The 13771-nt window shown below is 67.2% G+C and carries 14 protein-coding genes and 1 tRNA gene; 6 read left to right on the top strand and 9 right to left on the bottom strand.

The genetic code is table 11. From position 1 onward, the window contains the following. Positions 1-63 precede the first annotated feature (63 nt). The 4 genes from G154_RS05735 to G154_RS05720 all read left to right on the top strand — a co-directional run bounded on the left by G154_RS05735 (position 64) and on the right by G154_RS05720 (position 4793). Entirely contained in the window at positions 64-1317 is a 1254-nt protein-coding gene (locus G154_RS05735; protein ID WP_023986013.1) for an FAD-binding oxidoreductase, read from the top strand. Positions 1318-1394: 77 nt separating this feature from the next. Further along, positions 1395-1871: a GreA/GreB family elongation factor gene (locus G154_RS05730; RefSeq protein ID WP_019514635.1), complete on the top strand. Its 477-nt coding sequence runs from the start codon at positions 1395-1397 to the stop codon at positions 1869-1871. A 25-nt stretch (positions 1872-1896) separates the two neighbouring features. After that, positions 1897-3414, top strand: coding sequence for a TldD/PmbA family protein (locus G154_RS05725; RefSeq protein WP_019514636.1), 1518 nt, complete (start codon positions 1897-1899; stop codon positions 3412-3414). Beyond that, entirely contained in the window at positions 3411-4793 is a 1383-nt protein-coding gene (locus G154_RS05720; RefSeq protein ID WP_019514637.1) for a metallopeptidase TldD-related protein, read from the top strand. The genes G154_RS05725 and G154_RS05720 overlap by 4 nt, the downstream gene beginning before the upstream one ends. 201 nt (positions 4794-4994) lie before the next feature. On the opposite strand, the gene G154_RS05715 is transcribed toward G154_RS05720, so the two are convergent. The 8 genes from G154_RS05715 to G154_RS05680 are packed head-to-tail and all read right to left on the bottom strand — an operon-like array spanning position 4995 to position 12326. Then, positions 4995-5963 (bottom strand): sugar kinase, encoded by a 969-nt coding sequence (locus G154_RS05715; protein ID WP_019514639.1) that lies wholly within the window; start codon positions 5961-5963, stop codon positions 4995-4997. After that, a complete protein-coding gene (locus G154_RS05710; protein ID WP_019514640.1) occupies positions 5960-6595 on the bottom strand; it encodes a bifunctional 4-hydroxy-2-oxoglutarate aldolase/2-dehydro-3-deoxy-phosphogluconate aldolase in 636 nt (211 codons plus the stop codon). The genes G154_RS05715 and G154_RS05710 overlap by 4 nt, the downstream gene beginning before the upstream one ends. Next, positions 6595-7731: a mandelate racemase/muconate lactonizing enzyme family protein gene (locus tag G154_RS05705; RefSeq protein ID WP_019514641.1), complete on the bottom strand. Its 1137-nt coding sequence runs from the start codon at positions 7729-7731 to the stop codon at positions 6595-6597. The genes G154_RS05710 and G154_RS05705 overlap by 1 nt, the downstream gene beginning before the upstream one ends. A 59-nt stretch (positions 7732-7790) precedes the next feature. Next, positions 7791-9386: an amidohydrolase family protein gene (locus G154_RS05700; protein WP_019514642.1), complete on the bottom strand. Its 1596-nt coding sequence runs from the start codon at positions 9384-9386 to the stop codon at positions 7791-7793. 5 nt (positions 9387-9391) lie between these two features. After that, positions 9392-10132 carry an amino acid ABC transporter ATP-binding protein gene (locus tag G154_RS05695; RefSeq protein ID WP_019514643.1) on the bottom strand — a complete coding sequence of 247 codons (741 nt, stop codon included), beginning with the start codon at positions 10130-10132 and terminating at the stop codon, positions 9392-9394. Beyond that, positions 10129-10833: an amino acid ABC transporter permease gene (locus tag G154_RS05690; protein WP_019514644.1), complete on the bottom strand. Its 705-nt coding sequence runs from the start codon at positions 10831-10833 to the stop codon at positions 10129-10131. The genes G154_RS05695 and G154_RS05690 overlap by 4 nt, the downstream gene beginning before the upstream one ends. Further along, positions 10833-11495, bottom strand: coding sequence for an amino acid ABC transporter permease (locus G154_RS05685; RefSeq protein WP_019514645.1), 663 nt, complete (start codon positions 11493-11495; stop codon positions 10833-10835). Before G154_RS05685 ends, G154_RS05690 begins: the two co-directional genes overlap by 1 nt. Before the next feature lie 9 nt (positions 11496-11504). After that, positions 11505-12326, bottom strand: a complete 822-nt coding sequence (locus G154_RS05680) for a transporter substrate-binding domain-containing protein (RefSeq protein ID WP_019514646.1) — start codon at positions 12324-12326, stop codon at positions 11505-11507. A 167-nt stretch (positions 12327-12493) separates the two neighbouring features. On the opposite strand from G154_RS05680, the gene G154_RS05675 reads away from it, so the two are divergent. Beyond that, positions 12494-13198, top strand: coding sequence for a GntR family transcriptional regulator (locus G154_RS05675; RefSeq protein ID WP_019514647.1), 705 nt, complete (start codon positions 12494-12496; stop codon positions 13196-13198). Here G154_RS05675 and G154_RS05670 read toward each other — a convergent pair. Then, positions 13173-13553 (bottom strand): phage holin family protein, encoded by a 381-nt coding sequence (locus G154_RS05670; protein WP_019514648.1) that lies wholly within the window; start codon positions 13551-13553, stop codon positions 13173-13175. The two genes, G154_RS05675 and G154_RS05670, sit on opposite strands and share 26 nt — an antisense overlap. Before the next feature lie 69 nt (positions 13554-13622). On the opposite strand from G154_RS05670, the gene G154_RS05665 reads away from it, so the two are divergent. Next, positions 13623-13696, top strand: a tRNA-Ile gene (locus G154_RS05665). Positions 13697-13771: the final 75 nt, after the last annotated feature.

The following is a 13771-nucleotide window of genomic DNA, read 5'->3' as shown; positions in this document are numbered from 1 at the left end:
GGCGTCGGACGACGACGCCGTTCCGAAGCATCGGAGTCAGGAGGGCGCGCCATGGGCGAGGGGATGGCCGGGGTCGATCGCATCGACGGCGGACCGCGGCAGGTCGTGGTGGTGGGTGCCGGCATCGTCGGACTGTCCACCGCGTGGTTCCTGCAGGAACGTGGTGTGCAGGTCACCGTCATCGACCGGACCGGGGTGGCGGCCGGCGCGTCGTGGGGTAACGCCGGCTGGCTCTCGCCTGCACTGACCATTCCGCTGAACCAGCCCGCCGTGCTGCGATACGGGCTGAAATCGCTGTTCAATCCGTCTGCGCCACTGCATATTCCGCTGCGCGCCGATCTCGGCCTCGCGCGTTTCCTCGCCACCTTCGCCCGGCACTGCACCACGGCCGCGGCCGAGCGTGCGGTGCGCGCCAACCAGCCCTTCAACGCCGAATGCCTGGAGGCCTTCGACGTACTTTCGGGCAACGGGGTGGACGTACCGGTCACCGAATCGGCGATCACCGCGCTGTTCGAGACCGATGCCCAAGCCGGTGAACTACGGCACGAGATCGCGATGCTGGAGCGGGCGGGCCTGGCGGTCGAGGTGAACGAGCTGCGCGGTGCCGGTCTGCGCGAGGCCGTGCCGCTGACTTCGGGCGTGGCCACCGTGGCCGTCGCCGTCGATAGGCAGCGCTATATCGACCCGGGCCGGTTCGTGACCGCCCTCGGACAGGCAGTGGCCGAACGCGGCGCGGCAATGCCGGTCGACCAGGTCATCGGGGTGAGCCCGCAGGGCAGCCGCGTCATCGTGCGCGGTGCCGGGGGCACCGACTACACCGCCGATGCCGTCGTCGTCGCCACCGGGGCATGGCTGAACGAACTGACCCGGCCATGGGTGCGGGTCCCGGTCCGGGCCGGCCGCGGGTACTCGTTCACGGTGCCCATCGACCGGGCGATGCCGGGGCCGATCTACCTGCCCACCGAACGGGTGGCCTGCACGCCCTACCAGGGTGCGATGCGCGTGGCGGGCACCATGGAATTCCGGGAACCACAGGCACCCATCGCGCCTGCTCGGGTCCGCTCGATCGTCAGGTCGGCCGCACGCCTGCTCGACGGGGTGCGATGGGACGAGGCGCGCGATGTGTGGGTCGGTCCGCGACCCGTCAGCGCCGACGGGCTGCCGGTCATCGGTCAGGTCAGTCCCAGCGTCTACGTGGCGGGCGGGCACGGAATGTGGGGACTGGCCCACGGCCCGGTGACCGGCCGGTTGCTGACCGAGCAGATCACCACCGGCAAGCAACCCGAGGCGTTGCGTGCGTTCGACCCGCTGCGCTGACCCGACTTTCACCCTGTCGTCAGGGGCGGAGGGATACCCCCGCCCCTGACGGCCAACCATCGATACGAGGAGTTTCCATGACCACCGCGACGCCTGTCTGGCTCACCCCGGACGCCCATGCCCGATTGCTCGAGGAGCTGGAGGTGCTGCGCACCTGGTCGATCACCGGCGTCGACGGTGACGACAGCGACGCGGCCGACAGCAACGCCGTGGCGGTGCGGCGGGCGCAGCAGGGCCGCATCCAGCAGATCCACGACATGCTGGCCGCCGCGATCGTCGGCGAGGACCCGCCCAACGACGGTGTCGCCGAACTCGGCATGGTGCTGACCGTGCGCTTCGAGGACGGGTCGGCCAACCCGGAAACCGAGACGTTCCTACTCGGGGTGCGCGGCGCGGACTACGGCGATATTGAGGTCTACTCGGTGAATTCTCCTCTGGGCGAGGCGATCTGCGGTGCACGCTCCGGTGAGAGGCGGGAGTATCGACTGCCGACGGGTCAGCTCCAGGCGGTGACGCTGGTCTCGGCCGTGCCCTACGGGATGCACACACGCTGACCGACGGCCCGCTACGGTGGGGGCCGTGACTGCCCACTCGGTCGATGCCGATTTTCTCGCGTTACCTCGCCGGGCACTGGCCGACGCCGCCCTCTCGGCGGCGTTGGCGGCCGGCGCCAGCTATGCCGACCTGCGTATCCACCGACTGACCACCGAGGTCGTCGCGCTGCGTGACGGCAGCCTGGAAACCGCCGATATCAACCACGAGGTCGGGTTGGCGGTGCGGGTCATCGTCGACGGCACCTGGGGTTTCGCCGCGCATGCCGAGTTGGCCTCCGAGGTGGCCGCCGAGACGGCCCGCCGTGCCGTCCGGGTGGCCACCACGCTGGCACCGCTGAACGCCGAGCGCATCGAATTGGCCGAGGAACCGGTCTATGACGACCTTCGCTGGGTGTCGAGTTACCGGATCGACCCGTTCACGATCCCGACGGCCGACAAGATCGCGGTGCTCGGGGACTATTCGGAGCGGCTGCTCGCCGCGGACGGTGTCGATCACGTATCGGCCAGTCTGCAGGCGGTCAAGGAACAGACCTATTACGCCGACAGTTTCGGCACCTCCACCACCCAGCAGCGGGTGCGGGTGCAGCCACAGCTGGACGCCGTGAGCGTCGACGCGGCGGCGGGTTCGTTCGAGACGATGCGGACCCTGGCACCGCCGATGGGGCGTGGCTGGGAAGCCGTCGTCTCCGACGATGTGTGGAACTGGAGCGCCGAACTGGCGGAGTTGCCCGCGCTGCTCGCCGAGAAGGTGAAGGCGCCCAGCGTCACCGCCGGGGCATGCGACCTGGTGATCGACCCGACCAATCTATGGCTGACCATCCACGAATCCATCGGGCACGCCACCGAATACGACCGGGCGATCGGTTACGAGGCGGCCTATGCCGGCACGTCCTTCGCGACACCGGACAAGCTGAACACCATGCGGTACGGATCGCCGGTGATGAACGTGACCGCCGACCGCACTGTCGAACACGGCCTGGCCACTGTCGGTTTCGACGACGAAGGGGTGCGCGCCCAGAGCTGGGACCTGGTGCGCGACGGCCTTTTCGTCGGCTATCAGCTGGACCGGGTGTTCGCCCCGCGGCTCGGGGTGCGCCGGTCCAACGGATGCTCCTACGCCGATTCGGCGCAGCACGTGCCGATCCAGCGGATGGCCAATGTGTCGCTGCAGCCCGCAACCGAGGACCTCACGACGGCCGACCTGATCTCCCGGGTGTCCGACGGCATCTACATCGTCGGCGACAAATCGTGGTCGATCGACATGCAGCGCTACAACTTTCAGTTCACCGGGCAGCGGTTCTTCCGGATCCGCGACGGTCGGCTGGACGGTCAGCTGCGTGATGTCGCCTACCAGGCCACCACCACCGATTTCTGGGGTTCGATGGAGGCCGTCGGCGGACCGTCGACATGGCGCCTCGGTGGCGCGTTCAACTGCGGCAAGGCCCAGCCCGGTCAGGTCGCCCCGGTCAGCCACGGCTGCCCGTCGGCGCTGTTCCGCGGTATCAACGTCTTGAACACCCAAGCAGAATCGGGTCGCTCATGATCGCGCCACAGCAGGTCGTCGACCAGGCCCTCGCCGAGGCCGCCCGGCTCGGGCGTGCCGAGGAGACCATCGTCATCGTGACCGACCGCGCGGACGCGTCGCTGCGCTGGGCCGGTAACTCGATGACCACCAACGGCGAGACCGTCGGGCGCAGCACCACGGTCATCTCGGTGATCCGGCGCGGCGAGCAGGCCCATGTCGGATCGGTGAGCAGCACCGAGGTCGATCCTGCGGCGATCACCGCGCTGGTCGCGGCCTCCCAGGATGCGGCCGCCGCGGCCCCTGCCGCCGGTGATGCCGCGCCGGCCCTGCCCGCCGACGCGGGTCCCGCCGACTGGGATGCCGTGGTGCCCAGCACCGGCGCCGATGTGTTCACCGATGTGGCAACGGGTTTGGTGCACGGCTTCCGTGCGGCCCGGGGCGTCGGCGACCAGCTCTACGGGTATACCCGCCACGTGCTGGAGACCACGTTCGTGGCCACCTCGACCGGCCTGCGGCGGCGTTACACGCAGCCGACCGGTTCGGTGGAGATCAATGCCAAACGCGGCGGAGCCAGCGCGTGGGCGGGTGTCGGCACACCCGATTTCGCCGATGTGTCCACCGACGTGATGTTGGCCGACCTGTCACTGCGACTGGGTTGGGCCGAGCGCACCGTCGAGCTGCCCGCCGGCCGCTACGAGACCCTGATGCCACCGTCGACCGTCGCCGACATGCTGATCTATCTGGCCTGGAGCATGGACGGGCGCGGTGCGCAGGAGGGCCGGTCGGCGTTGTCGGCGCCGGGTGGGACCAGAGTGGGGGAGAAGCTCACCGACCTCGGGTTGACCATGTATTCCGATCCGGCGGCGCCGGGGCAGGAATGCCGGCCGTTCGTCGCGGTGCCGACGTCCTCGGACCAGGCCGCGGTGTTCGACAACGGGATGGATATCGGCCGGGTGGATTGGATTCGCGACGGTGTCATCAACGCGCTGGCCTACCCGCGCGCGGCCGCCGCGGAATTCTCTGCGCCGGTGGCGGTTCCGGCCGACAACCTGTTGGTCACCGGTGGTAGCGCGGAGCTGGCGGACATGATCGCCTCGACCGAGCGCGGGCTGCTGCTGACCACGCTGTGGTACATCCGCACCGTCGACCCGACGGTGCTGTTGTTGACCGGGCTGACCCGCGACGGGGTCTATCTGATCGAAGACGGGGAAGTGACCGCCGCGGTGAACAACTTCCGGTTCAACGAGAGCCCGCTGGATCTGTTGCGTCGGGCCTCCGAGGCCGGTGTGAGTGAACCGACGTTGCCCAGGGAATGGGGTGATTGGGCCACCCGGGCGACCATGCCGTCATTGCGGATCCCCGATTTCCACATGTCCTCGGTCAGTCAGGCGCAATAGGTCCCTGGCCCGCCTTCCCGGCGAGCGTGCGTGTTTGCGGCCCGACACGCCGTAATTAGGGCGAAGTCTGCGCACCCTCGCGCGAGGCCAGATTGGTTGACCGCGGGTTGCGCCGCCGCGATGGGCGGACGCGGGTGGCCGAGGGAACCGAGGTCTACCGGCTGGGCGAAGACGGGATCCCGGTGTTCAGCTCGTCAGACGTCATCGACTGACCGGATCGACGGCACTGCGTTGCCGCTGCGCCAGATCCGCACGGGTGGGGTTGGCCTCCCAGTCACCGCGGGCGGTACAAGCCAGTGCGCCGCAGGCGACCGCGGTAGCCAGTCGCACGCGCAGGCCGGCGCCGCGGGCCTGTTCGGCCAACCATCCGGCGACGAATGCGTCACCGGCACCGACGGTGTCGACCACCGGTACCTCGATGGCCGGCACCGAGTCGTAGCCACCATCACGGGTTGCCGCGACTGCGCCCCGCTGACCGCGTTTCACGACGGCCTGGTGGGCGCCCCACTCCAGCAGGGTGTCCAGTTGCGCTCGTAGATCGCGGCTTTCGGTGACCAATGCCGCCTCATCGTCGCCGGCGAACACGATATCGGCGCGGCGGGCAAGGGCCCGGTATGTCTTCGTCGCGAGTTCCACGTCAGCCCAGAGAGACCCACGATGGTTGACATCGAAGGACACGAGCGTGCCAGAGTCCTTGGCGTCATCGATCGCGCGATGGACCGCCGCCAAGGGGCCGGCGCCGAGCGCCGCCGAGATACCGGTGACATGAAGGATCTTCGCCGACGCGACCGCACCCTGGGGCACATCATCCGTCGTCAGCCGACTGCCGGCCTGCGATTGCCGGTAGTAGCGCACACGACTGGACCCGGGCACCGGCAGCTCTTTGAGCATGATCGCCGTCGCGGCCACCGGGTCGATCGTGGCGTGTGTCTGTACGGATTCGGCGCGAAGCTCCCGCAGGATCAACGCGCCGACGGCGTCGGCACCGAGGCGGCCGATCCAGCCCGCCGCGCCACCGAGTCTGGCGACACCGATGGCGACGTTGCTCTCTGCGCCCCCGAACGTCAGTCGCATCCGGCTTCCGTGCCGCAATGCGCCTGTTTCCTCGCTGCTGAGCAGTCCGAGACTCTCGCCGACGGTGACGACGTCGAGTGTGCGGGGCTCGGTCACCGCGGCAGACCCACGGCCCGGCACGCGGTGACGGCTGCGCGGGCGGCCTCGGCCACGGCCGCCGCACCCGCGGGGGCCGAGGCCGTGATCCAACTGCCGCTGACCGCGAATACCGATGGCAAGCAGGAGAACTCGCCGACATTGTGTTGATTCACGCCCGACGACGGCATGAATCGGGTGTTCGGGAAGACGTCGGCATAGGCGCCGAGCATCAGGCGGGCGTCCACGGCCGATGCGGGAAACAGTTTGAGGTGCGTGAGTCCGAGCCGCGCGGCGGCCACCACTTCGGTGGGGGTGAGCACACCGGGTATCACCGGGTGGCCTGCGGCGGTCACGCGCTCGACGACCTCGGCATCCAGACCCGGCGCCACGATGAAACCGGCGCCCGCATCCATCGCCTCGGCCGCCTGCCGGGTGGTCAGGACGGTTCCGGCCCCGACCCGCAGATCACCGCGCGCCGCGAGGCGCCGAATGGCCAGCAGGCCATGCGGTCCGCGCAACGCCACCTCGACCACCGGCAGGCCCGCGGCGACGAGACCGTCACCGATGGCGTCGATATGCTCCTCGGCGCGCACCGTCGCCAGGGGGATGACGGGATGATCGAGCAGTGGATGCCCGGCCAGCGCTGACATCACGCGGCCGCCGCGAATGTCGGGTTGGTCCCGTAGCGGTTCAGCGCTTCGGGGCACAGCGCGGTGCCGAGCCCCGGTCGGTCCGGCACCGTGAGCAGGCCGTCGGTGTCCAGTTCCCAGCCACCGACGACGAGTTCGTCGATATAGGCCGCTCCGGTCTTGTACTCCACCAGATCGGTGCCTGACAGTGCCGATGCCAGGTGCAGGTCGGCGGCCAGTCCCACGGCGGTGTTCCAGCCGTGCGGCACCAGACGGATCCCGCGATCCTGTGCAGCCCAGCCGATTCGTCGCGATTCGCTGAGCCCGCCGCCCTTGGTCGTATCGGGCTGGACGATATCGAAGGCGCCGGCGTCGAGATAGGGCGCGAAGGACTGTCGACGGGTGAGTACCTCGCCGCCGCTGATGGGTACGCGGGAGTGTGCACGTAGCGCCACGAATCCGTCGATGTCATCAGGATCGAGAGCTTCCTCGAACCAGGCGACCTCGTAGTCGGCGAGCATATCGGCGGTGCGTTTCGCCCAGGACAGCGTCCCGGGGAAGAACGCCTCGGAACCACCGGCGTCCACTGCCAGTAAGCGATCGCCTACTGCGGCCCTGGCGGCGGCGACCGTGCGTTCGTCGGTGGAGAAATCCACCCGGCCGAACTTCCACCAGCCGATCTTGAACGCCGAAAAGCCCTGTTCCACAAGATCGGTGAGGTTCTCCGACATCACCGGTGCCTCGTCCATCAACACCGATGCGTAGGGACGTACTCGTTCACGGTAACGCCCGCCGAGCAGGCGGCCGACAGGCTGACCGAGTGCCTGGCCGGCGAGATCCCACAACGCGATGTCGATGGCGCTCGTGGCGTGGGTCAGGGTGCCGCCGCGGCCCATCCAGAATGCGCTCTGGTGCAGCGTTTCGGTCAGCCGTTCGACCTCCAGCGCACTCTGTCCGACGATCTGTGGGGCCAACAGGTCCAACGCCGCCCGGATCAACCCCTCCGAGGTGAATGCGCTGCCGATCCCGACGTGTCCGGTGTCGGTGTGAACGGCGACCAGCGTGTGGACCACGTCATCGGGCCGCAATTCGTTGGACCATCCGCCCTCCGGGGTGGCGCCACGCAGGCCGCAGGTGTCGATTCGGGTGATTTTCATGGTGAACGTGCTCCTCTTTGTCGTCCGTTGCGGTGGACGTCGTGTGATGGTGCGGGGGATCAGGTACGTGACAACAGTTGTCCGGGACGACGGCCGGTGTGCACGGCATCGGTGACCACAGGGACTCCGTTGACCCAGACGTGGCGCGCCGCATCGGCGTAGCCGTCGGGCAGAGACCAGGTGTCGGTGCGGGCCAGAACATCGGGATCGATCAGCACCAGGTCGGCGTAGTGGCCCTCGGTGATGCGACCGCGTCCGGTGATGCCGAAGTGGTCGGCGACCTTACCGGTCATCCGGTGAACGGCATCCTCCAACTTCAGCGTTCCGGCCGGGACATGGTGGGCCAGATAGTGGGTGTGGCCGTAGTAGAACAGTGGATGCCGGGTGCGGGCGCCCAGCGGTCCGGTGCATCGTGCGCTGAACGCGTCGACGCCCAGCAGGAAATGGTCATGCCCGATCGCCTGGGCAAGGTGATCCTCGGTGAAGAGCTCACCGAGGAGTTGGACGGATCCGATATCCGGTCCGGCTGCCGACAGGATGTCGAAAAGGCAATCCCATTCATCCTTTCCGTGCAGTTCGGCGATGCGCGGGAAGCTCAGGCCCTCCCATTGGGGGTGCGTCGCACTGACCCCCAACCGAACCCGGTCCCACTGGCCGCGGTGGATGAAACGCCAGTAGCGATCGGAATCCTCGCGCACCCGTCGGCGGATGTGGGAATCGCGCAGCAACTCGGCGATATCGGCGGACGGTCGATCCGCCAGCCACGGTGGCAACAGGCCTGTCGCCATGCCGATACCGTCGGGGTAGGGCGTCATGTCCGCCAGCACCGCGCATCCGCGTTCACGCTCGGTGACCACGCGCTGTACGGCGTCGTGCCAGGCTCCCTCGGATGCACCGGTACCGTGCCGCACGTTCAGATGTGAGATCTGCGCTCGCACTCCGCCGCGGTGGACGACGTCGAAGAACTCGTCCACCGCCGCAGCCAGCCCGGTATCGCGATTGCGAATATGGCTGCTGTACATGCCGTCCCGCCTACCGCAGACCGATGCCAGCTCGGCCAGCTCGTCGGTGTCGGCGAAGCGCCCGGATCCGTACTCCAAACCACTGGAGAAGCCGATGGCGCCGGCTTCCAGGGCCTCTTCCAGCAGGCGGATCAGTTCGGCGCGGCGGTCGACACCGTCGTGGGCGGCACGGGATGCCGCCGCGGTGCGTAATGCGGTATGGCCGACGAACCACATGAGGTTCTGGGTGGTGCCCCCGCCGTGCACGGTGTCGAGTAGTTCGCCGAAGCTACGCCAGGTGATCTGTTCGGTGTACCCAAGGGAGGCAAGTGCGCTCTGTGCCGCGTGCACGTCGGCATCATGCAATGGTGCGTAGGTGACGCCACAGTTGCCGACCACCTCGGTGGTGACGCCCTGCCGGATGGTGCTGTGCGCCTCCGGATTACCGAGCACCGACCAGTCGGTGTGGCTGTGCGGATCGATGAAGCCCGGTGTCAGGAGCAGGCCACCGGCATCGACGGTGACGGTGGCCTCGTAGTTTGAGGACGTCCCGACATGGACGATGCGGTCGTCGAGAATGCCGACGTCGCACGGTCGGCCGGGTGCTCCGGTGCCGTCGATGACCCGTGCTCCCGTGATGAGGGTGTCGAGCATCGATATCAGAGCACCTTGCTCAGGAACTCGCGGGTGCGTGTCATCTGGGGCATTCCGAAAAGATCTTTGGGAGAGCCGGTTTCGACGACTCTGCCGTCGTCCATGTAGATCACGCGATCGGCCACCTCGCGGGCGAACCCCATCTCGTGGGTCACGACGACCATCGTCATTCCGTCCTGTGCGAGGCCCTTCATCACCGCGAGTACCTCGCCCACGATCTCCGGGTCGAGTGCCGAGGTGGGCTCGTCGAACAGCATCACCTTCGGTTGCATCGCCAGGGCCCGCGCGATGGCAACCCGCTGCGCCTGCCCGCCGGACAGCGAGTCGGGATACGAGTCGGCCTTGCCCGCCAATCCGACGCGCTCCAGCAGAGTGTGCGCGCGCTGGGTTGCCTCTTTGCGGTCACAGCCCAGGACACGTTGGGGCGCCAACGCGATGTTCTGCGCGGCGGTCATGTGCGGAAAGAGGTTGAAATGCTGGAAGACCATCCCGACATCGCGGCGGACGACCGCGAGGTCGGTCCGTTTGTCCTGCGGACCCAGCGCGTGTCCGTTGACGACCACACTGCCGTGAGTCGGGCGTTCCAGCCCGTTCATGCAGCGCAGCAGGGTGCTCTTGCCGGAACCGGAGGCGCCGATGATGCAGACCACCTCACGAGGCGCGACGCGGCAGGACACTCCGTGCAGGACCTCGTGATCACCGAAACTCAGTCGTAGGTCGCTGATCTCGATCATGTCGGCGGTCATGAGTGTGCTCCTGTCGGGGTGAGGGCGTCGGTGACTCCGGGGGGTTGCACCCGTACGCCGAGGCGTCGTTCGTAGCGGCGGCCGGCGGCCGAGAGGGCGTAGCAGATGACGAAATAGCAGGCGCCGACGATCAGGTAGGTCGCGATGGGCTCTGCCGTCAGTGAGCTCACGATGTTGCCGGCACGAGTGAGCTCCACCAGACCGATCACCGCGACAAGGGAGCTGTCCTTGATGAGGATGACCAGGAATCCGACACCCGGTGGCACCATGATGCGGGCCGCCTGGGGAAGGATGACCCACCGCATCCGGGCCGGGTAGGACAGTCCGAGTGCGTGCGCCGCCTCGAACTGACCGCGCGGGATCGCCTGGATGCTGCCGCGGACCAGTTCGGCGATGTAGGCCGAGGCAAAGACCGACAGGGCGATGACGCCCGCCCAGTAGTCGGGCAGGCTGGTGCCCGGAACAAGCAGGGGAACGCCGAAGTAGACGAAGAAGATGATCAGCAGCACGGGAATGCCTCGGATCAGCGCCACGTACACGGTGCTGACAATGCGCAAGACCTTGATGCTGCCGGTCGCCATCAAGCCTAAGAGTAAGCCCAGGATCGATCCGAAAAGCAGTGACAATACGCAGATCTGGATGGTGACGACAGCGCCGTTGAGGATCAACGACAGATGTTGCAGGCCGAGTCCTTCGAACATCACGCCACCTTCCACTTGATGAATCGGGTCTCGATGAGCCGAGAGGAACTCGCGATCAGCAGCGCGACGGCGAAGTACATCAAGCCACCGACGGTGAACGTCTCGATGGTGCGGAACGTCGTCGAGGTGATGCCCAGCATGGTGTGCATGAGGTCGGGAAGGGCCACCACTGAGGTGATCGACGAGGCGAGGAACAACAGGATCGTCTGATTGGTGATGGCGGGCAACACGTTTCGCATGGCCGGTGCCAGCTGCACCCGCCAGAAGATGTCCCGCCGGCCCAGTCCCAGCGCGGCGCCGGCCTCTGCAAGGCCCGCGGGCACGGATTCGAATCCCGCCCGGTAGATCTCGGCCATGTAGGCGGCATTGTTCAGGGAGAGCGCCAAGACTCCGGCCGCCACCGGGTCGAGGTTGACGCCCGCTTGGGGGAGGGCGAAGTAGATGAGGTACAGCTGCAACAGCAACGGGGTGTTGCGGATGATCTCGATATAGCCGGCCGCCACGGCGCGGATGACGCGGATCGTCGACGACCGGCCCGCGTAGAGCACCAGCGCGAGGCTGCCGCCGCCGACCACCGCGGCCGCGCTGACCGCGATGCTGATCAGCAGGCCGAGTAACAGGGGATGCAGATAGGGGATGAGGTCGCCGTAGTAGAGCTGCATGGCGGTCGGTTACTTGATCAGGTCCGGGACATCGACCCCGAGCCAACGGTTGTAGGAGTCGTTGGCGGACTTGCTGATGTTGTAGTTCATGATGAAGTTGTTGAGGTAGTTCAGCCACAGCTGATCACCCATCTTCGCTCCGAACGACACCAGCGAGGGCGACAGCGCCGGGGCGTCGAGGACGCGGACGGCGTCGCCCTGGCTGCGGCGGATATCGGCGACGACGGCGGTGCTCTCCATGAGCGCGTCGACCTTGTTGCTCCGCAGCGCCTGGATGGAGTCGGCCACTGCTTCGAAGAGGCTTGCGCGCGCCTGCGGGAACTGGGTTTCCAGAATGGTGGCCGGGACGCTTCCGCGGGTGGCGGCGACGGCGCGGCCGTCGAGATCGTCGTAGGTGCGGATATCGCTGTCGGCCGGCACGACGACCAGTTGACCCTCGGATGCGTAGGGGCGGGTGAGCGCGATGACCTGCGCGCGCTCGTCGAGGTTGGTCAGGGCGGCGATGATCACGTCGACCTTTTGCGTCTCCAGCATGGGGATGCGACTGGCGTTGGTGGTGCTGACGTATTCGATCTCGGCACCGAGTGATTCCGCCAGTGCGGTGGCCTTGTCGATATCGAATCCTTCGTACTGGCCCGAGCTGTTGAGCACCGAGTACGGGGGAGCGTCGGCGAATACTCCGATCGAGATCTTCTTGGAGGTAAGGACTTTTGTCAGTGTGCTCTCACCGGCCTGCAGCGGTCCGTTCTGACCGGATGAGGTGCATCCCGCGGCGGTCAGCGTGAGGGTGGTGGCGAGAACGGTGATCGCGACCCGAATGCGACGACGCATGGCTCTCCTCTGATGGGTGTCGGATGGGAAGGCGACGGCCTGTGATCGGCAGCACGTCTTGGAACAGATTGGAGATTATCTATAATCTGTGATCGCCGCAACCCTGCGGTGAGCGGATTAGGATCTGAGTGCGCGGGACGACTGCCCGCGGAGCGGAGTGACATCTAGTGATCGAGGCTGTGCAATCGTTGGCCGTGGCGGCCCCGGTGGTGTCATCGCGCCGTCACCAGGTGGCCGACTGGCTGCGTGAACAGATCGTCAAGGGTGCGCTCGCGCCGGGAGCCCAGCTCAAGCAGGATGTGTTGGCTGCCCACCTGGGGGCCAGCCCCGGCCCTGTGCGAGAAGCGTTGCGGCAGTTGGAGAGCGAAGGGCTGGTCCATCACATCCCGAATCGGGGAGCCTTCGTTGCGTCGGTGAGCCCCGCGGAGTTGCTCGGCGTGCTGCTGCCGGTGCGGCTGGCGATCGAGTCGTTCGCGGTCGAGGCCGCCAGCGCGGATCCCACTGTCGTGGCCGAGCTGGAGCGTGTAGTCGCCGCCATGGCCGAGGCGGCCGAGGCGGACGATCTCGATGCGCTCAACGAATTGGACGTGGCCTTCCACGAGGCGATCGTGCGAAGCGCTCGGTCAGAGCATGCGATGCAGCTCTGGGCCAGCGTGCAACCGCGAATCAGGATGCAGATTCACCGATTGGCCAAACGGCACACCACGCCCTTTGCGATCTTGGAGGAGCATCGGGTGCTACTGGATGCCATCACCAGCGCGGACGCGGCGGGACGTGTCGCGGCGTTGGACACCCATATCGTGGCCAGCGCCCGTGATCTGTTGGCTCGGGAGGAGTCCGACGGTGTCAGCTCGGCGTCGTCGTCTTCTTGAGAAAAAGGGCCGGTAGGACGACCGTCGCCACCGCGGTGACCAGCCAGACGACCACGGTGGCCGCGATCCACGAGCCGATGCCGGCGATGCTGATGCCGCTGGAGAACAGCGAGGCCAGGAACAGGGCGGCGAAGGTGGAGACCAGCCCGATTCCGCCGAGGAAGGCCGAGGCGTAGCGGTTGGCCATCTTGAGAAAGAACGGGGACAGGATCGCCTGGGCGACGGTGAAGATCACCACGGCAGTGACGAATCCGAGTGGACGCAGTGTCACCCCCGAGACCAGCCAGGATGCGACCAGCAACCCGATGGCCGACGAGCCCAGGAAGATGGCGATGCGCAGCAGGAATCTGACCACGCGCTGAGCCTAACCGCGGTGGGAGCGTTCCGCGGGCGCTGTGCGAACATAGGTGCCGCGCAGTGCGCCGGGGCGGTAGCTCAGTTGGTTAGAGCCGGGGACTCATAATCCCTTGGTCGCGGGTTCGAGCCCCGCCCGCCCCACTTCAGTGGGTGTATTACCTCGGTTGATGGGTGACTTTTCTATTCCGGCTGATGGTTGACGTTGTTTCGGCTGAT

Source organism: Mycobacterium sp. VKM Ac-1816D, assembly GCF_000416385.1.
Classification (GTDB): Bacteria; Actinomycetota; Actinomycetes; order Mycobacteriales; family Mycobacteriaceae; genus Mycobacterium; species Mycobacterium neoaurum_A.
This window is presented reverse-complemented; position numbering and strand designations above follow the sequence as displayed.

Bases quoted from the DNA above. Each gene is read 5' to 3' on its own strand.
- G154_RS05735 (WP_023986013.1), top strand. From the start codon at position 64: ATGGCCGGGGTCGATCGCATCGACGGCGGACCGCGGCAGGTCGTGGTG.
- G154_RS05730 (WP_019514635.1), top strand. From the start codon at position 1,395: ATGACCACCGCGACGCCTGTCTGGCTCACCCCGGACGCCCATGCCCGA.
- G154_RS05720 (WP_019514637.1), top strand. From the start codon at position 3,411: ATGATCGCGCCACAGCAGGTCGTCGACCAGGCCCTCGCCGAGGCCGCC.
- G154_RS05710 (WP_019514640.1), bottom strand. From the start codon at position 6,595: ATGTCAGCGCTGGCCGGGCATCCACTGCTCGATCATCCCGTCATCCCC.
- G154_RS05705 (WP_019514641.1), bottom strand. From the start codon at position 7,731: ATGAAAATCACCCGAATCGACACCTGCGGCCTGCGTGGCGCCACCCCG.
- G154_RS05700 (WP_019514642.1), bottom strand. From the start codon at position 9,386: ATGCTCGACACCCTCATCACGGGAGCACGGGTCATCGACGGCACCGGA.
- G154_RS05695 (WP_019514643.1), bottom strand. From the start codon at position 10,132: ATGACCGCCGACATGATCGAGATCAGCGACCTACGACTGAGTTTCGGT.
- G154_RS05690 (WP_019514644.1), bottom strand. From the start codon at position 10,833: ATGTTCGAAGGACTCGGCCTGCAACATCTGTCGTTGATCCTCAACGGC.
- G154_RS05685 (WP_019514645.1), bottom strand. From the start codon at position 11,495: ATGCAGCTCTACTACGGCGACCTCATCCCCTATCTGCATCCCCTGTTA.
- G154_RS05680 (WP_019514646.1), bottom strand. From the start codon at position 12,326: ATGCGTCGTCGCATTCGGGTCGCGATCACCGTTCTCGCCACCACCCTC.